Origin of the sequence: Domibacillus indicus, assembly GCF_000970685.1 — a bacterium.
GTDB classification, from domain to species: Bacteria; Bacillota; Bacilli; order Bacillales; family Domibacillaceae; genus Domibacillus; species Domibacillus indicus.
Window position 1 is genome coordinate 221,165 of sequence record NZ_LAJB01000007.1, and the last position, 15,959, is coordinate 237,123.

The 15,959-nt window shown below is 45.7% G+C and carries 17 protein-coding genes; 1 reads left to right on the forward strand and 16 read right to left on the reverse strand.

Going from position 1 to position 15,959, the window contains the following annotated elements; all coding sequences use genetic code 11:
• Positions 1–74: 74 nt before the first annotated feature.
• The gene (locus VP98_RS09230) at positions 75–1,742 is read right to left on the reverse strand and encodes a DAK2 domain-containing protein (protein WP_046175092.1); all 1,668 of its coding nucleotides are present in this window, start codon (positions 1,740–1,742) and stop codon (positions 75–77) included.
• Between the two features lie 18 nt (positions 1,743–1,760).
• Positions 1,761–2,123 carry an Asp23/Gls24 family envelope stress response protein gene (locus tag VP98_RS09235; RefSeq protein WP_046175093.1) on the reverse strand — a complete coding sequence of 121 codons (363 nt, stop codon included), beginning with the start codon at positions 2,121–2,123 and terminating at the stop codon, positions 1,761–1,763.
• 223 nt (positions 2,124–2,346) lie between these two features.
• Between VP98_RS09235 and rpmB the strand changes: the two genes are divergently transcribed.
• Positions 2,347–2,535 carry a 50S ribosomal protein L28 gene (gene rpmB / locus VP98_RS09240; protein WP_018392308.1) on the forward strand — a complete coding sequence of 63 codons (189 nt, stop codon included), beginning with the start codon at positions 2,347–2,349 and terminating at the stop codon, positions 2,533–2,535.
• Positions 2,536–2,588: 53 nt separating this feature from the next.
• Here rpmB and spoVM read toward each other — a convergent pair whose 3' ends face one another.
• From spoVM to gmk, 14 genes are all read right to left on the reverse strand, one after another.
• Positions 2,589–2,672 carry a stage V sporulation protein SpoVM gene (spoVM, locus tag VP98_RS19445; RefSeq protein WP_046175094.1) on the reverse strand — a complete coding sequence of 28 codons (84 nt, stop codon included), beginning with the start codon at positions 2,670–2,672 and terminating at the stop codon, positions 2,589–2,591.
• A complete protein-coding gene (locus VP98_RS09250; protein WP_046175095.1) occupies positions 2,669–3,322 on the reverse strand; it encodes a thiamine diphosphokinase in 654 nt (217 codons plus the stop codon). Before VP98_RS09250 ends, spoVM begins: the two co-directional genes overlap by 4 nt.
• Complete coding sequence (gene rpe / locus VP98_RS09255) at positions 3,319–3,978, reverse strand: ribulose-phosphate 3-epimerase (protein ID WP_046175096.1); 660 nt, start codon at positions 3,976–3,978, stop codon at positions 3,319–3,321. The genes VP98_RS09250 and rpe overlap by 4 nt, the downstream gene beginning before the upstream one ends.
• Positions 3,979–3,982: 4 nt before the next feature.
• A complete protein-coding gene (gene rsgA / locus VP98_RS09260) occupies positions 3,983–4,858 on the reverse strand; it encodes a ribosome small subunit-dependent GTPase A (RefSeq protein ID WP_046175097.1) in 876 nt (291 codons plus the stop codon).
• An 11-nt stretch (positions 4,859–4,869) separates the two neighbouring features.
• Positions 4,870–6,807, reverse strand: a complete 1,938-nt coding sequence (gene pknB / locus VP98_RS09265; protein WP_046175098.1) for a Stk1 family PASTA domain-containing Ser/Thr kinase — start codon at positions 6,805–6,807, stop codon at positions 4,870–4,872.
• Positions 6,808–6,811: 4 nt separating this feature from the next.
• Complete coding sequence (locus VP98_RS09270) at positions 6,812–7,564, reverse strand: Stp1/IreP family PP2C-type Ser/Thr phosphatase (RefSeq protein ID WP_046175099.1); 753 nt, start codon at positions 7,562–7,564, stop codon at positions 6,812–6,814.
• Between the two features lie 4 nt (positions 7,565–7,568).
• Entirely contained in the window at positions 7,569–8,648 is a 1,080-nt protein-coding gene (gene rlmN, locus VP98_RS18875) for a 23S rRNA (adenine(2503)-C(2))-methyltransferase RlmN (protein WP_046175100.1), read from the reverse strand.
• The gene (rsmB, locus tag VP98_RS18880) at positions 8,649–9,974 is read right to left on the reverse strand and encodes a 16S rRNA (cytosine(967)-C(5))-methyltransferase RsmB (protein WP_046175101.1); all 1,326 of its coding nucleotides are present in this window, start codon (positions 9,972–9,974) and stop codon (positions 8,649–8,651) included. It abuts the gene before it with no gap.
• A gap of 1 nt (position 9,975) precedes the next feature.
• The gene (gene fmt, locus VP98_RS09285; RefSeq protein WP_197076577.1) at positions 9,976–10,917 is read right to left on the reverse strand and encodes a methionyl-tRNA formyltransferase; all 942 of its coding nucleotides are present in this window, start codon (positions 10,915–10,917) and stop codon (positions 9,976–9,978) included.
• Positions 10,914–11,399, reverse strand: a complete 486-nt coding sequence (gene def, locus VP98_RS09290; RefSeq protein WP_046175102.1) for a peptide deformylase — start codon at positions 11,397–11,399, stop codon at positions 10,914–10,916. The genes fmt and def overlap by 4 nt, the downstream gene beginning before the upstream one ends.
• Positions 11,400–11,413: 14 nt before the next feature.
• Entirely contained in the window at positions 11,414–13,810 is a 2,397-nt protein-coding gene (gene priA / locus VP98_RS09295; protein ID WP_046175103.1) for a primosomal protein N', read from the reverse strand.
• Positions 13,807–15,012, reverse strand: a complete 1,206-nt coding sequence (gene coaBC, locus VP98_RS09300) for a bifunctional phosphopantothenoylcysteine decarboxylase/phosphopantothenate--cysteine ligase CoaBC (RefSeq protein WP_046175104.1) — start codon at positions 15,010–15,012, stop codon at positions 13,807–13,809. Before coaBC ends, priA begins: the two co-directional genes overlap by 4 nt.
• 95 nt (positions 15,013–15,107) lie before the next feature.
• Positions 15,108–15,335, reverse strand: coding sequence for a DNA-directed RNA polymerase subunit omega (gene rpoZ / locus VP98_RS09305; RefSeq protein ID WP_046175105.1), 228 nt, complete (start codon positions 15,333–15,335; stop codon positions 15,108–15,110).
• Positions 15,335–15,958, reverse strand: a complete 624-nt coding sequence (gene gmk / locus VP98_RS09310; protein WP_046175106.1) for a guanylate kinase — start codon at positions 15,956–15,958, stop codon at positions 15,335–15,337. Before gmk ends, rpoZ begins: the two co-directional genes overlap by 1 nt.
• Position 15,959 lies beyond the last annotated feature (1 nt).

A 15,959-nucleotide genomic window follows, 5' to 3' on the forward strand; every position in this document is an offset into this window, starting at 1 on the left:
TGCCTCCTTTCAAATAAAATGGCCTTGCTTTCAGCTTAATGAGAAAAAGAGAGAGAATGATCTCCCTCTCTTGTTTATTCAATCGAAAAAATAAATGGATACAGCGGCTGCTTTCCGTCATGGACTTCTACTTCGATATCTGGATAATGCTCCCCGATAAACTCTGTCACTTGTTCGACGGCTGTTTCTGAAACTTCTTCTCCGTAAATAACGGTCACAATTTCCGATTCGTCATCAAGCATTGATTGAAGAAGCTTTTTAGCCGCATCTATTTTTTCTGAATGGGTTACAATAATTTTTCCTTCTGCAAGACCCATAAAATCGTCTTTTTTAATATCAATCCCATCAATTGTCGTATCACGGACCGCATGAGTTACCTGCCCTGTCTTTACCTGGGCTGACGCTTCTATCATAGCGGCACGGTTTGCAGCTTCTTCGCCATCTGGATTAAATGCGATTAACGCAGCAAGACCCTGGGGAACCGTTTTTGTCGGGACAACCGATACAGGGGTTTTTGCGATCTCTGCTGCCTGTTCAGCTGCCATAATAATATTTTTATTGTTCGGCAGCACAAAAACATGCTCTGCATGGCAGTCATTAATCGCTTTAACAATATCCTCTGTTGATGGATTCATGGTCTGGCCGCCCTCAATAACAGCAGCTGCACCAATGCTTTTAAACAGCTCTGCAACCCCAGAACCCATAGCAACGGCCACTACTCCATATTGTGCTTTTACAGCCGGCTTTTCAGCAGAAGCGGAAGCCGAACTTGTAATGGCACTATGCTGCTCACGCATATTTTCAATTTTCATATTGATCAAGCTGCCGTACTTCTGCCCGATAGTCAATACACTTCCGGGCTGTTCCGCATGAATATGCACTTTGGCGATTTCCTCGTCGGAAATAACAAGCAGAGAGTCTCCAAATTCACTTAATTCATGACGGAACCGGTCTTCAGAGAAAGGATTCTGCGCTAATTTTTTCTCATCGAACTTCACCATAAATTCTGTACAGTAGCCAAATTCAATATCCTCTGTATTCATAAAGCTTTGCACGCTTTTATGATGTTCAGCACTGACAAGATCTTTCATGTCCTGCCTTGTTGAAAGCACAGCCGGAAGAGCCTCTCCTTTAAGTTCTGCCAGGAACCCCTCATAGACCAGCAAAAGCCCTTGTCCGCCGCTGTCCACCACTCCGACTTCCTTTAAAACGGGCAGAAGCTCAGGCGTCCGCTTCAGCGAAGCCTGTCCTTCCTTCACCAATGCTTCCATAACAGCAATAATATCGGTTTCTTTTTGTGAAACGGCTACTGCTTTTTTGGCTGCGTCTTTTGCCACAGTTAAAATGGTTCCTTCCACGGGCTTCATTACTGCTTTATAAGCCGTTTGCACTCCAGCTTCAAACGCCGCGGCCAGCTCAAAAGCTGATACTTCCTGCTTGCCGGCTACTGCTTTTGAAAAACCCCGGAACAGCTGGGATAAAATCACACCGGAATTCCCCCGTGCGCCCATCAGCAGGCCTTTTGAGAGCGCTTCAGCTGTCTTGCCAAAATGAGCCTGGCTGCCAGCTTTCGTTTCTTTCGCTCCCGATGTCATCGACAAATTCATATTTGTCCCAGTATCACCATCCGGAACTGGAAATACATTTAATGCATCGACCATATCTGCATTTATTGATAAATGCTGGGCGCCCGCCGAAACCATCCTGGCAAAGCGCACCCCGTCCAACGAAGTCATCCTCACAAAAATTTCCTCCTCACACTACGGGTTCGTTACCCGTACACCCTGTACAAAAATATTAACTGAATCGACAGACAGCCCAACTGTTTGGTTAAGCGTATATTTTACTTTTGATTGAACGTTGCTCGCCACTTCGGAAATTTTTGTTCCATAGCTGACAATGATATACATGTCAATAAAAATACGGTCTTCCTCCTGGCGCACGACTACTCCGCGCGTGAAATTTTCACGGCGCAAGATTTCTGCAATGCCGTCTTTCAATTGTTTTTTTGACGCCATACCGACTATCCCGTAGCAATCCACTGCTGCTCCGCCCGCGATCATTGCGATTACTTCATTTGAGATGTCAATTTGGCCGAGTTCAGTCGTTAATTCAATCGTCACAAAAACTCCTCCTCGCGAATCGAACTAAAGCCATTTTACTATACTTATATATAACTTCACAACTCAACAACCGGAATGAAAGCCTTTTTCGCTGTCAAGGTGTTTTTCTTGAAAGACTTTTTTATAGCTATTGCATTCATTGGATGAATATGATAAATTATTTAAGTGTCTTGCACATAAAAAAGTAGACAATGATGATCCTGAATAGTAAGGAGTGAATACAATGCCAAAACAATGTGTTATTTCTGGCCGTAAAGCACGTACTGGAAACAACCGCTCTCACGCGATGAATTCAAGCAAACGTACTTGGGGTGCTAACCTTCAAAAAGTTCGTATCCTTGTTGATGGTAAACCAAAACGTGTTTGGGTTTCTGCCCGCGCACTTAAATCTGGAAAAGTTGAACGCGTTTAATTTCATTTTTCCATAAAAAAAAAGCACCGGTGCCAAGCGGCACCGGTGCTTTTTTATTTTCTTTTTTTTCCGGCTGACAGCACCATCCGGATCATGCCCCCGACGAATTTTGGCAGTTTCAGTGTATAAAATTTCAAAGGCGTCTCCTCCCGTCACAGCTTCTAATAACCATTAATATGCCTGAACGGAATGAAAAGACCCCCTTTTTTTCAATGATTTCATTGCTGACGCATCTTGATGAGCCGTTCTGTACGGTATAATTATAAAGCGGAAATTTAAAACCTGAAAGCGTCAGCCCCTCTACCTGCTCACTCATCGCAAAAAACGAAATATACGGCCATTTTTTTGTACGGCTGATGATTGTTTGTCCCGGTGCATAAATGGAAATTTCATTCTGGCAGTCGACAATGAAAACCGGGCATTCCAGCTCCTTTTTCATAAGCAGTGTGACAGCGCCGAAAAAATGATCAAGCCGCCCTCCGGTTACTCCATATAAATAAATAGCTTCCGGCTGCTGCTTGATTGCATCATTTAATGCAATTTCAAGATCCGTTTCATCTTTTTCAGCCGGAAATTGAATGTGGTACGGGACAGCAGCGGCGATCCGGCTCCATTCCTCCACGGTTATGGAATCAAAGTCTCCAAATGCTCTAGCGGGTGTAATGTCCCGCTCCAGCAAATAAAGAGCACCCCGGTCGACTCCAATCCATTGCTCCCCGTCTTTAAAATCCGCCTTTAAATCTGGCAGCAGTTCTTCTGGACCGCCAGCCACAATTCGAATAATCACGCGTTTTCAGCAGCAGCGCGAATCGCCTGAATGGCTGCACCGCGGTTTTTTTCGTTATATACAGCGGAGCCGGCAACCAAAACATTTGCTCCTGCTTCTGCACAGATTTTAGCTGTTTCTGTATTTATGCCGCCGTCTACTTCAATATCTACGCTTACGCCGGCTTCGCTGATCATATCGCGGACATGCCGGATTTTCGGTACAACTGCTTCAATAAAAGACTGGCCGCCAAACCCGGGGTTGACTGTCATTAATAAAACCATGTCAATGTCCCGGATCACATACTGAAGCACATCTGCAGGAGTTGAGGGATTCAAGACTACACCCGCTTTAATGCCAAATGAACGGATAAGCTGAATGGTCCGGTGCAGATGCGGGCAGGCTTCAGCGTGAACGGTAATAATATCAGCGCCGGCTTTTGCAAATGTTTCGATGTATTGGTCTGGATTCTGTATCATCAAATGTACATCGAGCGGCAGGCTTGTTACTGGACGGATCGCTTCCACAATCAGCGGGCCGATTGTAATATTCGGCACAAAATGCCCGTCCATTACATCGACATGAATATAATCAGCGCCTCCGTTTTCTGCTTCTTTTACTTCTTCACCAAGCCGCGCAAAGTCAGCGGATAAAATAGAAGGAGCAATCTTCACCATAAAATTAGTACCTCGGCTTTCTCTCTTTGATTTCTTCTATAAATTGCAAATAATGCTCATACCGGTAAGAAGGAATTTCTCCATTCTCTGCCGCCTGTTTTACAGCGCATTTCGGCTCATTTAAATGCAGGCAGCCACGAAACTTGCATGCTGAGCCCCGTTCCGCTATTTCCGGAAAACAACCGGATAATTCCTCGGCCTCTACCTCATCAAAATCCAAGGAGCTGAAGCCAGGTGTATCCGCAACCAGCCCGCCGGCTGCTGGAATAAGCTCTACGTGGCGGGTTGTATGCTTGCCCCGCCCAAGCGAATTTGAAATTTCATCTGTTTTCAATTCCAAATCCGGCCGAATCGCATTTAAAAGCGATGATTTGCCAACACCTGACTGGCCTGCAAATACGGAAGTCCTGCCTGCCAGACAATCCTGAAGCGTGTTAAGGCCCTGCATTGCTTTAGAAGAGGTTTCCACAACCGTATAGCCAATTTCCCGGTAATCCTTAATATATTTGTCGAGCTCGTCCGGTTCCTCCGCTAAATCCATTTTGGTTAAACAAATGACCGGCTCAATATTTTTGGACTCAATCAGCACTAAAAAACGGTCAAGAAGCATTGTGCTGAACGACGGTTTTAATACTGAAAACACAAGCACAGCCTGGTCGATATTCGCAATAGGCGGCCGGATAAGGTCGTTTTTCCGTTCTTTGACTGCTAAAACGTAACCCTCTTTTTCATTTTCCGCTTCATATTCCACATAATCCCCAACGAGCGGAGTGATATTTCGCTTGCGGAATACTCCCCGGCCGCGGCATTGAATAATGTTCTCGCCGTCAAGCACATAATAAAATCCGCTTAATGCTTTAATAATTTTGCCTTCTGGCATGTAGCACCACCTTATTCAGATTCTGTTTCTTCTGGATAGGGAACAGTCTCATCAATGATAACCACTTGATCCCTGATCACTTTGTAACCTGCTTTTTGGCCTTTTTCAATCGAAAACACAAGTGTCCGCTTTGTGTCTTCGGTGATTAAAAATTTTTCATACGGTTCTGTCATACTGTGAGCGGCATCTTCCATATAAATTTGAACTTCCTGCGCCTCTCCCTCTGCTTCGGGCTGATACGGAATAACGATTTCAGCTGATACTTCTGCCGGCGGAATTTCTTCAGGCCCTTTCGACAATGTTACTTCCACTGTACTTCCCGGTGCCACTTCACTGCCTGCTTGAGGAGACTGGCTGATCACCTGTCCCGCAGAAACGGTATCAGAAAATTCCTCACGGGAAATATCAATAGTAATCCCATTGGAATCTGCATAATCCTCCAGGCTTTTTTCCGTATAGCCGCTCAAATCTGTCAATAAAACATTTGCCAAGCCCGCACTGACCGTTAATTCAACATCCGTTTCTTCGGGAATAACAAGTTCCTCTGCATTTGGGTTTTGTTCCAAAACGGTTCCCGCCGCGCTTTCATCGTAAACCATTTCCGTCTCAACATTGCGAAAACCCGCTTCTTCGAGAAGCTCCCTTGTTTCTTCCAGTGTGCTTCCTGTATAATCGGCCATTGCTTTTCGCTCTTTCCCTGCGGAAACAAATAAATCTACTTCACTGCCTTCCTGTGCCGTTTCACCAGCTTCAGGAGCCGTTCTTATTACTTTTCCCTGCTCAATATCTGCACTAAACTCCTCTTCTGAATCACCAACGACTAACCCGGCATTAATCAGTGTAGAAGCCGCCGCCTCGGGACTGCTTCCATTTGTTTCGGGCACCTCCACCTCTCTCGGTGTCATTGCGACTGTCCAGGCAACCGCGCCCAAAACACCGGCAATAATTAAGAAAAGGAAAACTCCAAGCCATCGCTTTTTCTTTTTCACTGGTATTGTTTCCTCTTCTTTTTTAGGAGAAGATACAGGCGGCTGTATGCGTTCCGGCGACTTTGGAGTAATAACCGGAATGGCTTTCGTCACTTCGTCCTCGTCATCAGGAATGGCGAATTTTTGCTCATGCATCCGGTACTCCTCAAGAGCAGTTGACAGGTCATGTTCCATTTCTTCCGCACTCATATAGCGGTGAAACGGGTCTTTCGCCGTTGCATGCAGCACAACATTTTCAATACTTTGCGGAATTCCGGGATAAAGTTCTTTAACGGAAGGCGTTTCGGTCTGTAAATGCTTCAGGGCAATCGATACTGCTGATTCTCCCGAAAATGGAAGCTTTCCCGTTAGAAGTTCATACATAACAATGCCAAGCGCATAAATATCGGATTTTTTTGTAGCCATCCCGCCTCTTGCCTGTTCAGGTGAAATATAATGAACCGATCCAAGTACAGCATTTGTCTGGGTAATCGAAGTTGCACTCATGGCCATTGCAATTCCAAAATCAGTCATTTTAACCGTACCATCACGATCAATCAGCATATTATGCGGTTTTATATCCCTGTGAATAATCGAATGCTGATGAGCAAACGCAACAGCAGCTGTCATTTGTCTCATAATATCAATTGCTTTTTCATACGGAACCGGCGAAAATTGCAGAATATACTCTTTTAGCGTCATTCCGTCTACATATTCCATTACAATAAAGTGAATATTATCTTCTTCCCCAATATCGTAAATGCTGACGATATTGGGGTGAGCAAGGCTGGAGGCGGCTTGCGCTTCCCGCTGGAAACGGCGCAAAAACTCTTCTTCTCCCACGTAATCGAATCGAAGGACTTTAATTGCCACATCGCGGTCTAAAATCATATCGCGTGCCAGATAGACGTGTGCCATCCCGCCTCCGCCGATGGTCCGGACAATTTTATAGCGGCCGCTTAGACTTTTGCCAATTAACATACATTCACCCGCTTTCGCGTTCAGCACAATGTTCAAGGAGTACAACAGTAATGTTGTCTTCTCCGCCATTTTCATTGGCCATACGAATGAGAGTATCCGCTTTTGCCTGAAGCGAATCTGTTAATTGTAAAACACGGTGCATTTCCGCAGCCGAAACTTTATTGGACAAGCCATCTGAACAAAGAAGCAGTAAATCTCCTTCTTCAAACATAATGGTTCTGTAATCAACCGCCAGCTTTTCATCGGTTCCAAGCGCCCGTGTTAGTACATTTTTTTTCGGGTGGTTTTCGGCTGCTTCTCTGGTAATCTCGCCGGATTTAACAAGTTCATTTACAAGCGAATGGTCTTCTGTTACTTGCGAAAAGCCATCTTCACTTTGCAAGTAGCAACGGCTGTCGCCTACGCTGGCAATCGCGCAAAACTTTTCAGTACAAAGAGCCGCTACAAGGGTTGTTCCCATTCCGCTGCATTCGGGATGTGTGCTGGCATGATGCAGAATTTCAATATTAATGACAGGAACAATGGATTTAAGCCAGTTTAACGCTTCTTCAGGGGATTGAATAGCAGCCGCTGTCTCCATCCAATGATTTTGAAATATGTTAACCGTCATCCGGCTTGCCGTATCTCCCGCATTATGCCCGCCCATTCCGTCTGCTACAATCGCAAGGCAGAGGCTGTTTTTGTGATAAAACACGCCTCCGCTGTCTTCATTATGCGTTCGGACCCGGCCCCGGTCTGTTTCAAATACAGCGTTCATATGGTCACCTCGTTTCGCCGGCACGCTCTTTCGCCCGGAGCTGGCCGCATGCTGCGTCAATATCCGTTCCCTGCTCTCGTCGAATCGTTACATTTACATCATTTTTCTTTAATGTTTTTTCAAATTCAAAAATTTTATTGCGGGGTGTGCGCACATAGTCACGCTCTGGCACGTAGTTAACCGGAATTAAATTCACATGACATTTGATTCCTTTAATTAAAGCAGCCAGCTCTTCTGCATGCGCTGTTGAATCGTTTTCGCCGCCAAATAATCCATACTCAAATGTAATGCGGCGGCCGGTTTTTTCTGTGTAATACCGAATAGCTTCCATCAGATCTTTCAGCTTGTAAGCGCGGTTGATGGGCATAAGCTTTGTCCGCAGTTCATCATTTGGCGCATGCAGAGAAACAGCAAAATTAATCTGGGTTTTTTCATCGGCGAATTTATAAATTTTTGGCACGATGCCGCTTGTGGAAACCGTAATATGGCGGGCACCGATATTCAGCCCTTTTTCATGATTGATAATGTGCAAAAACGACATCATTTCTTCATAATTGTCAAACGGTTCTCCAATTCCCATGATTACCACAGAGCTCACCCGTTCCCCAACCTCATCAAGCGCTTGCTGCACTTTGACAACTTGAGCGACAATTTCACCTGCTTCCAAATTGCGTTTTAACCCGCCAAGCGTTGAGGCACAGAACGTGCAGCCAATTCGGCAGCCGACCTGTGTTGTTACACAAATAGAGTTACCGTATTCATGGCGCATAAGAACTGTTTCAATGGAATAACCATCATGCAGTTCGAATAAAAATTTAATCGTACCGTCTGCAGATTCCTGCTGGACAGCGGTTTTTAAAACGGTAAACACAAACCCTTCTTCAAGCTTCGTACGCAGTTCTTTCGAAAGGTTCGTCATCTCATCAACCGTTTTCGCCCGCTTCACATACAGCCAGTCAAAGATTTGGTCAGCCCGAAATGGCTTTTCGCCATTTTCTGCGAGCCATTGCTTTAATTCATGAAGCTCCAATGAATAAATCGACGGCTTCTGCGGTTCTGTTTGTTTTTTTCTTGCGGTTGTCATTTAATTTATTTCCTTCTTTCTGAATTTACTTATAAAGAAACCATCGCCGCCAAAGTCATTTGGAAACACCTGAATCATTGTTTGTTCCGGTGTAATTGAAATTTGTTCAAGCGGTGCCGGCTCAAATTCCGGATGGGCATTTAAAAAAGCGTTAACGGTTCCTTCATTTTCTTCCCTATCTACTGTACATGTACTGTAAACCAGCACACCGTTTTCTTTTAACAGCGGCACAGCCGCGTCCAATATGGAGAGCTGAATGCGCTGCAAATTATCCAGATCCTGCTCGGTTTTTGCATACTTCAAATCCGGTTTTCGGCGAATAACTCCAAGTCCTGAACAGGGAGCATCCACAAGAATTGCATCAAATGTTTTTTCCTCAAACAATTCTCCCGCTTTGCGCGCATCCTGTTTTTGCACATGAATATTCGAAAGCGCAAGCCGGTCAGCATTCTGCGCCACAAGCTTTAATTTATGCGCATGAATATCGAGCGCATCAATATGCCCTTTTCCATCCATCTGTTCAGCAAGATGTGCTGTTTTGCCGCCCGGCGCGGAGCACATGTCAAGGATTCTCTGGCCTGGCTTCGCTCCGACAACCGGCGCAACAAGCATGGAGCTTTCATCCTGAATTGAAATGGCGCCCTGTTTATAAAGCGCTGATTTTGCAGCATTTCCTTTCAAAATCCGAACAGCATAGGGTGAAACTTCGGACTGTACCGCCTCAAATCCTTCTTCCTTTAAAGCGGAAACCGCTTCATCACGTGACAATTTCATTGTGTTTACCCGTACTGCCTGTTCTGGAGCAGTTAAATTATACTGGCACATCGCTTCGGTTTTTTTCGTTCCATAGGCTTTTATCCACCTTTTTACAAGCCAGAGCGGATGGCTTGTTTCAATAGAGATTCGTTCAGCATCGTCTTGAATCGACTGTGTGCCCTGCACGCCTTCCCGCTGAATAGATCGAAGCACACCATTTACCATTCCAGCGATGCCTTTGTGGCCGCGCTTTTTTGCAATATTAACCGCTTCATGAATGACAGCCCGTTCCGGTACTTTATCGAGATAAAGCATCTGATAGAGAGATAAACGAAGCAAATTATGAACCCAGCGTTCGGGCTTTTTTTTCAAAAAAGGCGCCAGATAAAAATCGAGTGTTAACTTTCGCTGAATCGTTCCGTACGTAATTTCCGTTAGGAGGGCAGCATCCCGTCCGGAAATATGATTTTTTTCGATTGCTGTATTCAGCATCAAATTGCTGTAAGAACCGCTTTTCTCAACTGTATCAATTAAATCCAGCGCAATTTCCCGTACATTCAATAATTTCATGTTATTCTCCAAATACCACACCCGACTGCAAGGACGCACCTGAGCCGCGCAAATAATCACGTGCGCTCATCCGCTTTTTCCCGGCCGGCTGCAGTTCTGTTATTTTTAACGCCGTATTTGACCCTGTGGCTGTTACAATGCCATCTTCTTCAATTGAAAGAATCGTTCCCGGCCTGCCGCTTGCGCCAGGCACCTTTTCACTTTTCCATACCTTTATTACTCCTCCATCAAGCGTTGTGTAAGCAACCGGCCACGGGCAGAGCCCGCGCACCTGATTGTACAGCTCTTCTCCAGGCCTGATCCAGTCGATTTTTTCATCTGACCGGCGGATATTCGGCGCGAAGGTTGCTTGCGATTCTTCCTGCGGTATTCGCCGGGACGTTCCATTGATGATGGATGGAATTGTTTCCGACAGCAGTTCTGCGCCCACCACGCTTAGTTTATCATGCAGGGTTCCGGTCGTGTCTTTTTCCTCAATGATTACAGCTTTTTGAGAAATAATATCGCCCGCGTCCAGTTTTTCAGCCATGTACATTATGGTAATGCCTGTTTCTTTTTTGCCCTGTAAAATAGAGTAATGAATGGGTGCACCGCCTCTTAATTCAGGCAGCAGGGAAGCATGTACATTAATACAGCCAAACTCCGGGGCTTCGAGCAGTGCATTCGGCAGCAGCTGTCCATATGCCGCTGTTACAACGAGATCCGGCTTCAATCGGATAATTTCATCCAGTTCACTTGACTTTGATAATTTTTCCGGCTGTAAAACAGGCAGGCCATGCTTCATAGCGGCTGCTTTAACCGGCGGCGGGGTTAATATTTTTTTTCGGCCAACCGGGCGATCTGGCTGTGTGACAACCGCTAAAACGGTATAGCCGTCTTTCAGTATTCTTTCAAGCACCGGCACGGAAAAATCCGGGGTGCCCATAAAAACAATGCTGGTCACTCTGCCTCACTCCTCTCTAGTTCTTCGGCTGGAATATATTTTTCGACCTTCGATGTGAACAGCACACCGTCTAAATGGTCCATTTCATGGAGAATCGCACGGGCCAGGAATCCTTCCGCTTCCAATGTATAAAACTGCCCTTTTACATTTTGTGCTTTTATTTTAATTTGATTAGGCCGTGTTACTTCTCCATACAAATCGGGAAAACTCAAACAGCCTTCTATATCTGTTTGTTTCCCTTCTGCTTGAAGCAATTCCGGATTAATCAATACAATCAGGCCATGTTCATCTTCAACATCCACCACAGCGAGGCGCATATCTTTCCCAACCTGCGGTGCCGCCAGGCCTACTCCATCTGCTTCAATCATCGTTTCCTGCATATCACGCACAAGGCGCTTTAATTTACTGTCAAATTGTTTTACCGGCTGGCATTTTGTTTCTAAAATAGCCGCCGGGTGTTTAACAATGGATAGAATTGTCATTTTGTTCCTCTTTTCTACATCAATACATATGGGTGAATATCAATGGATACCATTAATCCCGTTGACTTTCCCTGTTTTGCATAATGCTCAAGCACCTGCTTCAGCACATGGCCAAGCTTTGGTTCACGTTTGTATTTTATCAGACATTGCCAGCGATATCTATTGTTGATCCGTGAGATCGGGGAGGCGACCGGCCCCAGCACTACCGCCGCCGGTGATAATTCCGGCTTAATGTTCATGACAATTTTGTTTGCTTCTCCAGAAGCAGTAACTGCCTCCTCATGGCTGACCGTAATAAGAGCCAAGAAGTAAAATGGAGGGTATCCGCCCATTTTTCTTACCTGCATTTCCTGTTCATAAAATGCTTCGTAATGCTGGTCAGCCGCCAGCTGAATGCTGTAATGCTCAGGTGTATATGTCTGAATAACCACTTCGCCGGGCAGTGTATGCCGTCCGGCCCGCCCGCTTACCTGCGTCAGCAGCTGAAACGTTTTCTCCGATGCGCGGAAATCAGGCAAATGGAGCATCGTATCCGCGCTGAGCACCCCGACGAGCGTAATATCAGGAAAATCGAGGCCCTTTGCAATCATTTGAGTACCAAGCAGAATATCGGCTTCTTTATTAGCAAACTTTTTCAAAAGCCGCTCATGAGCTCCTTTTGTCCCTGTTGTATCAACATCCATACGGATAATTCGTGCTTCAGGGAGCAGTTTTAAAAGCTCTTCTTCCACTTTCTGAGTACCTGTGCCAAAATGCCGGATGTGCTCGCTTCCGCATTCCGGGCATACATTTGGCGACGGCTCCTCATGGCCGCAGTAATGGCATTTTAATTGATGGCGGTGGCGGTGGTAGGTCATGGAAACATCGCAGTTTGGACATTCCGGCACATACCCGCAGTCCCGGCACATAATAAAGGATGAATAGCCCCTTTTATTTAAAAACAGCACGGTCTGTTCCTTTTTTTCAAGGCGATCTTTTATTTTAGTAAATAAGCTGCGTGAAAACATGGATCGGTTTCCATCTCGGAGCTCTTCACGCATGTCGACAATCTCAACTGACGGCAGCGGCCGGTCGTTAACACGTTCGGCTAGCGTCAGCAGTGTATAAACGCCTTTTTGTGCCCTGGCAAATGATTCGAGGGCGGGAGTAGCACTTCCTAAAATAACAGGACATTGATAAAAGCCCGCCCGCTGAATGGCCACATCACGGGCATGATAGCGCGGGTTTTCTTCCTGCTTGTAGCTTGTTTCATGTTCTTCATCAATGATAATAAGCCCGATGTTTTCGAATGGGGCAAAAACAGCCGAGCGGGCGCCGACAACCACTTTTACTTCTTTCCGGCTGATCTTCCTCCACTCATCATACTTTTCGCCTGTTGACAGGCCGCTGTGGAGAACGGCTACATCATTCCCGAACCGCTGTTTAAAACGGTCGGTCATTTGAGGGGTTAGTGAAATTTCCGGCACGAGTACAATGGCTTCCTGCCCTTTTTTCAACACCTCACTAATGGACTGCAGATAGATTTCTGTTTTCCCGCTTCCTGTCACCCCATGCAGCAGAAAAGTCTCAGTCCTGCCCTCATTTATTTTTTCAAGTATCGGCTCAATAGCTGCTTTTTGTGTTTTTGTTAATGGCAGCGGCTTATCTGGTGTGAACGTACGGCCCGCCAGAGGATCTCGATACCTTTCTTCTTTCTTTTCCTCGAGCAGGCCTTTGTCAATAAGTGCTTTTGCAACGGCTGATGATATACCGGTTTCTTTTAAAGAGAGCCACTTTCCTGTTCTCCCCTTGAAAATCCCCAGCGCGTTCACCTGTTTAACCGCATTTTTCGGCATAGACTGAATCGTTTCCTCAAGTTCTTCATCGGATAATGAACACTTGACCATGCGAATCGTTTTTTTTTGGCCTTTGCTTTTTACTGAATAGAGAATGTCCAGCGATCCTTTTTTCACTTCTTTGCGGACTTCAGATAAAACACCCGCTTCTGAAGCCTCTTCCCAGGGCATTTCATCTCTTCCGTTTAAAAGAGACTGCATCGGCAAGCTGAGCGGAGCAAGACCGGTCACTTGAATCTGCTTTGCATATTTTGCTTTCATAGCAGCAGGCAGCATAACCTGCAGAGCCGAAATTTTAAAACAAAGTGATTCTGCTGTCAGCCAGTCCGCCAGTGAAAGCAGCTCTTTATTAAGTACCGGCACAATATCCATCGGCTCAACAATCGGCTTTAGCTTGCGGCTTTCCTCTTCTTCCTTGATATCCAGCACAAAGCCCTGAACATGGCGCGGGCCGAAAGGAACGATAACACGCATGCCTGGCTGAATGATCTCTTCCCAGGCCGAAGGGATCTCATAGTCAAATGGACGATCAGTCTGCATAACAGCTACATCCACAATGACAGAAGCAATTTTCATTTCACTTCACCTATTCTTGCTGCCGCAGCTTTTAAAATTTGCACAGCAGCTTCTTTTTTGGCCATTTTCTCAAAATTTTCGCAAGTGCCGTCCCGGTGATAAATGGAAATAATATTCGTATCGCTGCCAAATCCGGCTCCTTCCTGCTTCACATTATTTGCAACAATCATATCTGCATTTTTTGATTGAAGTTTTCGCTTTGCATACAGTTCGACATCATTTGTTTCCGCCGCAAAACCGATTAAAAACTGATGGGTCTTTTGTTCACCGAGCGTCTTTAAAATATCCTTTGTCCGTTCCAGCTCAAATATCATAGAACCATCCTGCTTTTTCATTTTGTGTTCATGGACAAATTTCGGCCGATAATCAGCCACAGCCGCTGTTTTCACGACGAGATCCGTCCCCTCAAACACTTCCATGACTGCGTGAAACATTTCCTCTGCACTTTCCACCTGGCGGACTATCACCCCGGCTGGCGGCTCAATTGCCACAGGGCCGGAAATAAGCGTGACCTCTGCTCCAAGCTCAAATGCCGCCTCTGCTACTGCATAACCCATTTTACCAGTTGATTTATTTGTAAAAAAACGAACCGGGTCAACCGCTTCACGTGTCGGACCCGCTGTAACGACAACGCGTTTGCCCGCAAGCGGTTTTTCTGCTGCTCCGGCAAAAAACTCTGCCGCAAGCCCGGCAATTACTTCCGGTTCCTCCATCCGCCCTTTTCCTGTATAACCGCAGGCAAGATATCCTTCTTTCGGTTCAATAAACCGGTAACCAAAGGATAAAAGTGTTTTCATGTTTTTCTGCACAGCAGGGTGCGTATACATATTGACATTCATTGCCGGAACAATCCATCTTGGTGCTGTGCCGGCAAGAAGCACCGTTGACATCATATCATCAGCGATGCCATGGGCCATTTTGGCGATCATATTCGCTGTTGCAGGCGCTACAATAACAAGGTCCGCCCAGTCGGCAATATCAATGTGGGCAATTCTTGCCGGATCTTTTTCATCAAATGTATCGGTATAAACGGGCTCACCGGACAATGCTTGAAAGGTTACCTGCGTTACGAATTTCTGGGCAGACTCCGTCATAACTACTTTCACATGCGCGCCCGCTTGTTTCAGCTTGCTTGTTAGGGCTGCTGCTTTATAAACAGCAATGCCGCCGCTGACACAAAGTAAAATGTTTTTTCCGTTCATTCAAATTTCCCCCGTTCCGGTCAAATCGTTATGTAAATATGATAGCATACAAAAAGAAAAGGCCGGTATCCGCCGCCCTTTTCTTCTTTGCTTATTTATACTTCATCTGAATATGTTTCATTTTCATCTTTTTGCTTCATCACAAGCTCGTCGGCATAAATTTCTTCTAGAGCCTTGCCCACAAATTTATGAGATTTGTAAGCACTTAAAGCGCCTTTTCCTTTGCTTTCCTGCATCGAGCGCGCACGTTTTGCGGCCACGCTGACCAATGAATACTTGGAGTCGATTTTTGTTAGTAAGTTATCAATAGATGGATATAGCATTATTGTTCCCCTTCCAGTTCCAGCATAATTTGATATCGGTGCTGCACACGTTCACGGCGGCAGTGCTCTGCTTCAACGATAGATTGAATCCGTGAGCATGCCCGCTCTACTTCATCATTTTCCACGACATAATCGTAGAGGTCCATCATTTCTATTTCCTTGCGTGCTTGTTCCATACGGCCTCGAATGACCTCGTCCGTTTCTGTTCCACGGCCGATAATCCTGCTGTGCAGCTCCGAAAGACTCGGCGGTGCCAGAAAAATAAACAGCCCTTCCGGAAACTTCTCCCGTACCTGCCGGGCACCCTCCACTTCAATTTCAAGAAAGATATCCGTTCCTGCATCAAGCGTTTCCCGCACATAGTCAACAGGTGTACCATAATAGTTGCCGACAAACTCCGCATACTCAAGCAATTTGCCTTCTTGGATTAACTGCTCAAATTCTGCCCGGGATTTAAAAAAGTAATCTACGCCATCTACTTCTCCTTCACGCGGCTTGCGTGTTGTCATGGAAATGGAGTATTCAAACTTTACATCTTTTCTTGAAAAAATGGCTTTTCGCACAGTCCCCTTGCCTACACCAGAGGGTCCGGACAATACGATTAACAAACCCTTTTCCTTCACT

Coding starts and splice junctions, on each gene's coding strand:
- priA (WP_046175103.1), bottom strand. CDS start 13,810: ATGAAAATTGCTTCTGTCATTGTGGATGTAGCTGTTATGCAGACTGAT.
- rsmB (WP_046175101.1), bottom strand. CDS start 9,974: ATGAAATTATTGAATGTACGGGAAATTGCGCTGGATTTAATTGATACA.
- rsgA (WP_046175097.1), bottom strand. CDS start 4,858: ATGCCAGAAGGCAAAATTATTAAAGCATTAAGCGGATTTTATTATGTG.
- rlmN (WP_046175100.1), bottom strand. CDS start 8,648: ATGACAACCGCAAGAAAAAAACAAACAGAACCGCAGAAGCCGTCGATT.
- pknB (WP_046175098.1), bottom strand. CDS start 6,807: ATGTTAATTGGCAAAAGTCTAAGCGGCCGCTATAAAATTGTCCGGACC.
- rpmB (WP_018392308.1), top strand. CDS start 2,347: ATGCCAAAACAATGTGTTATTTCTGGCCGTAAAGCACGTACTGGAAAC.
- rpe (WP_046175096.1), bottom strand. CDS start 3,978: ATGGTGAAGATTGCTCCTTCTATTTTATCCGCTGACTTTGCGCGGCTT.
- coaBC (WP_046175104.1), bottom strand. CDS start 15,012: ATGAACGGAAAAAACATTTTACTTTGTGTCAGCGGCGGCATTGCTGTT.
- rpoZ (WP_046175105.1), bottom strand. CDS start 15,335: ATGCTATATCCATCTATTGATAACTTACTAACAAAAATCGACTCCAAG.
- def (WP_046175102.1), bottom strand. CDS start 11,399: ATGACAATTCTATCCATTGTTAAACACCCGGCGGCTATTTTAGAAACA.
- VP98_RS09270 (WP_046175099.1), bottom strand. CDS start 7,564: ATGAACGCTGTATTTGAAACAGACCGGGGCCGGGTCCGAACGCATAAT.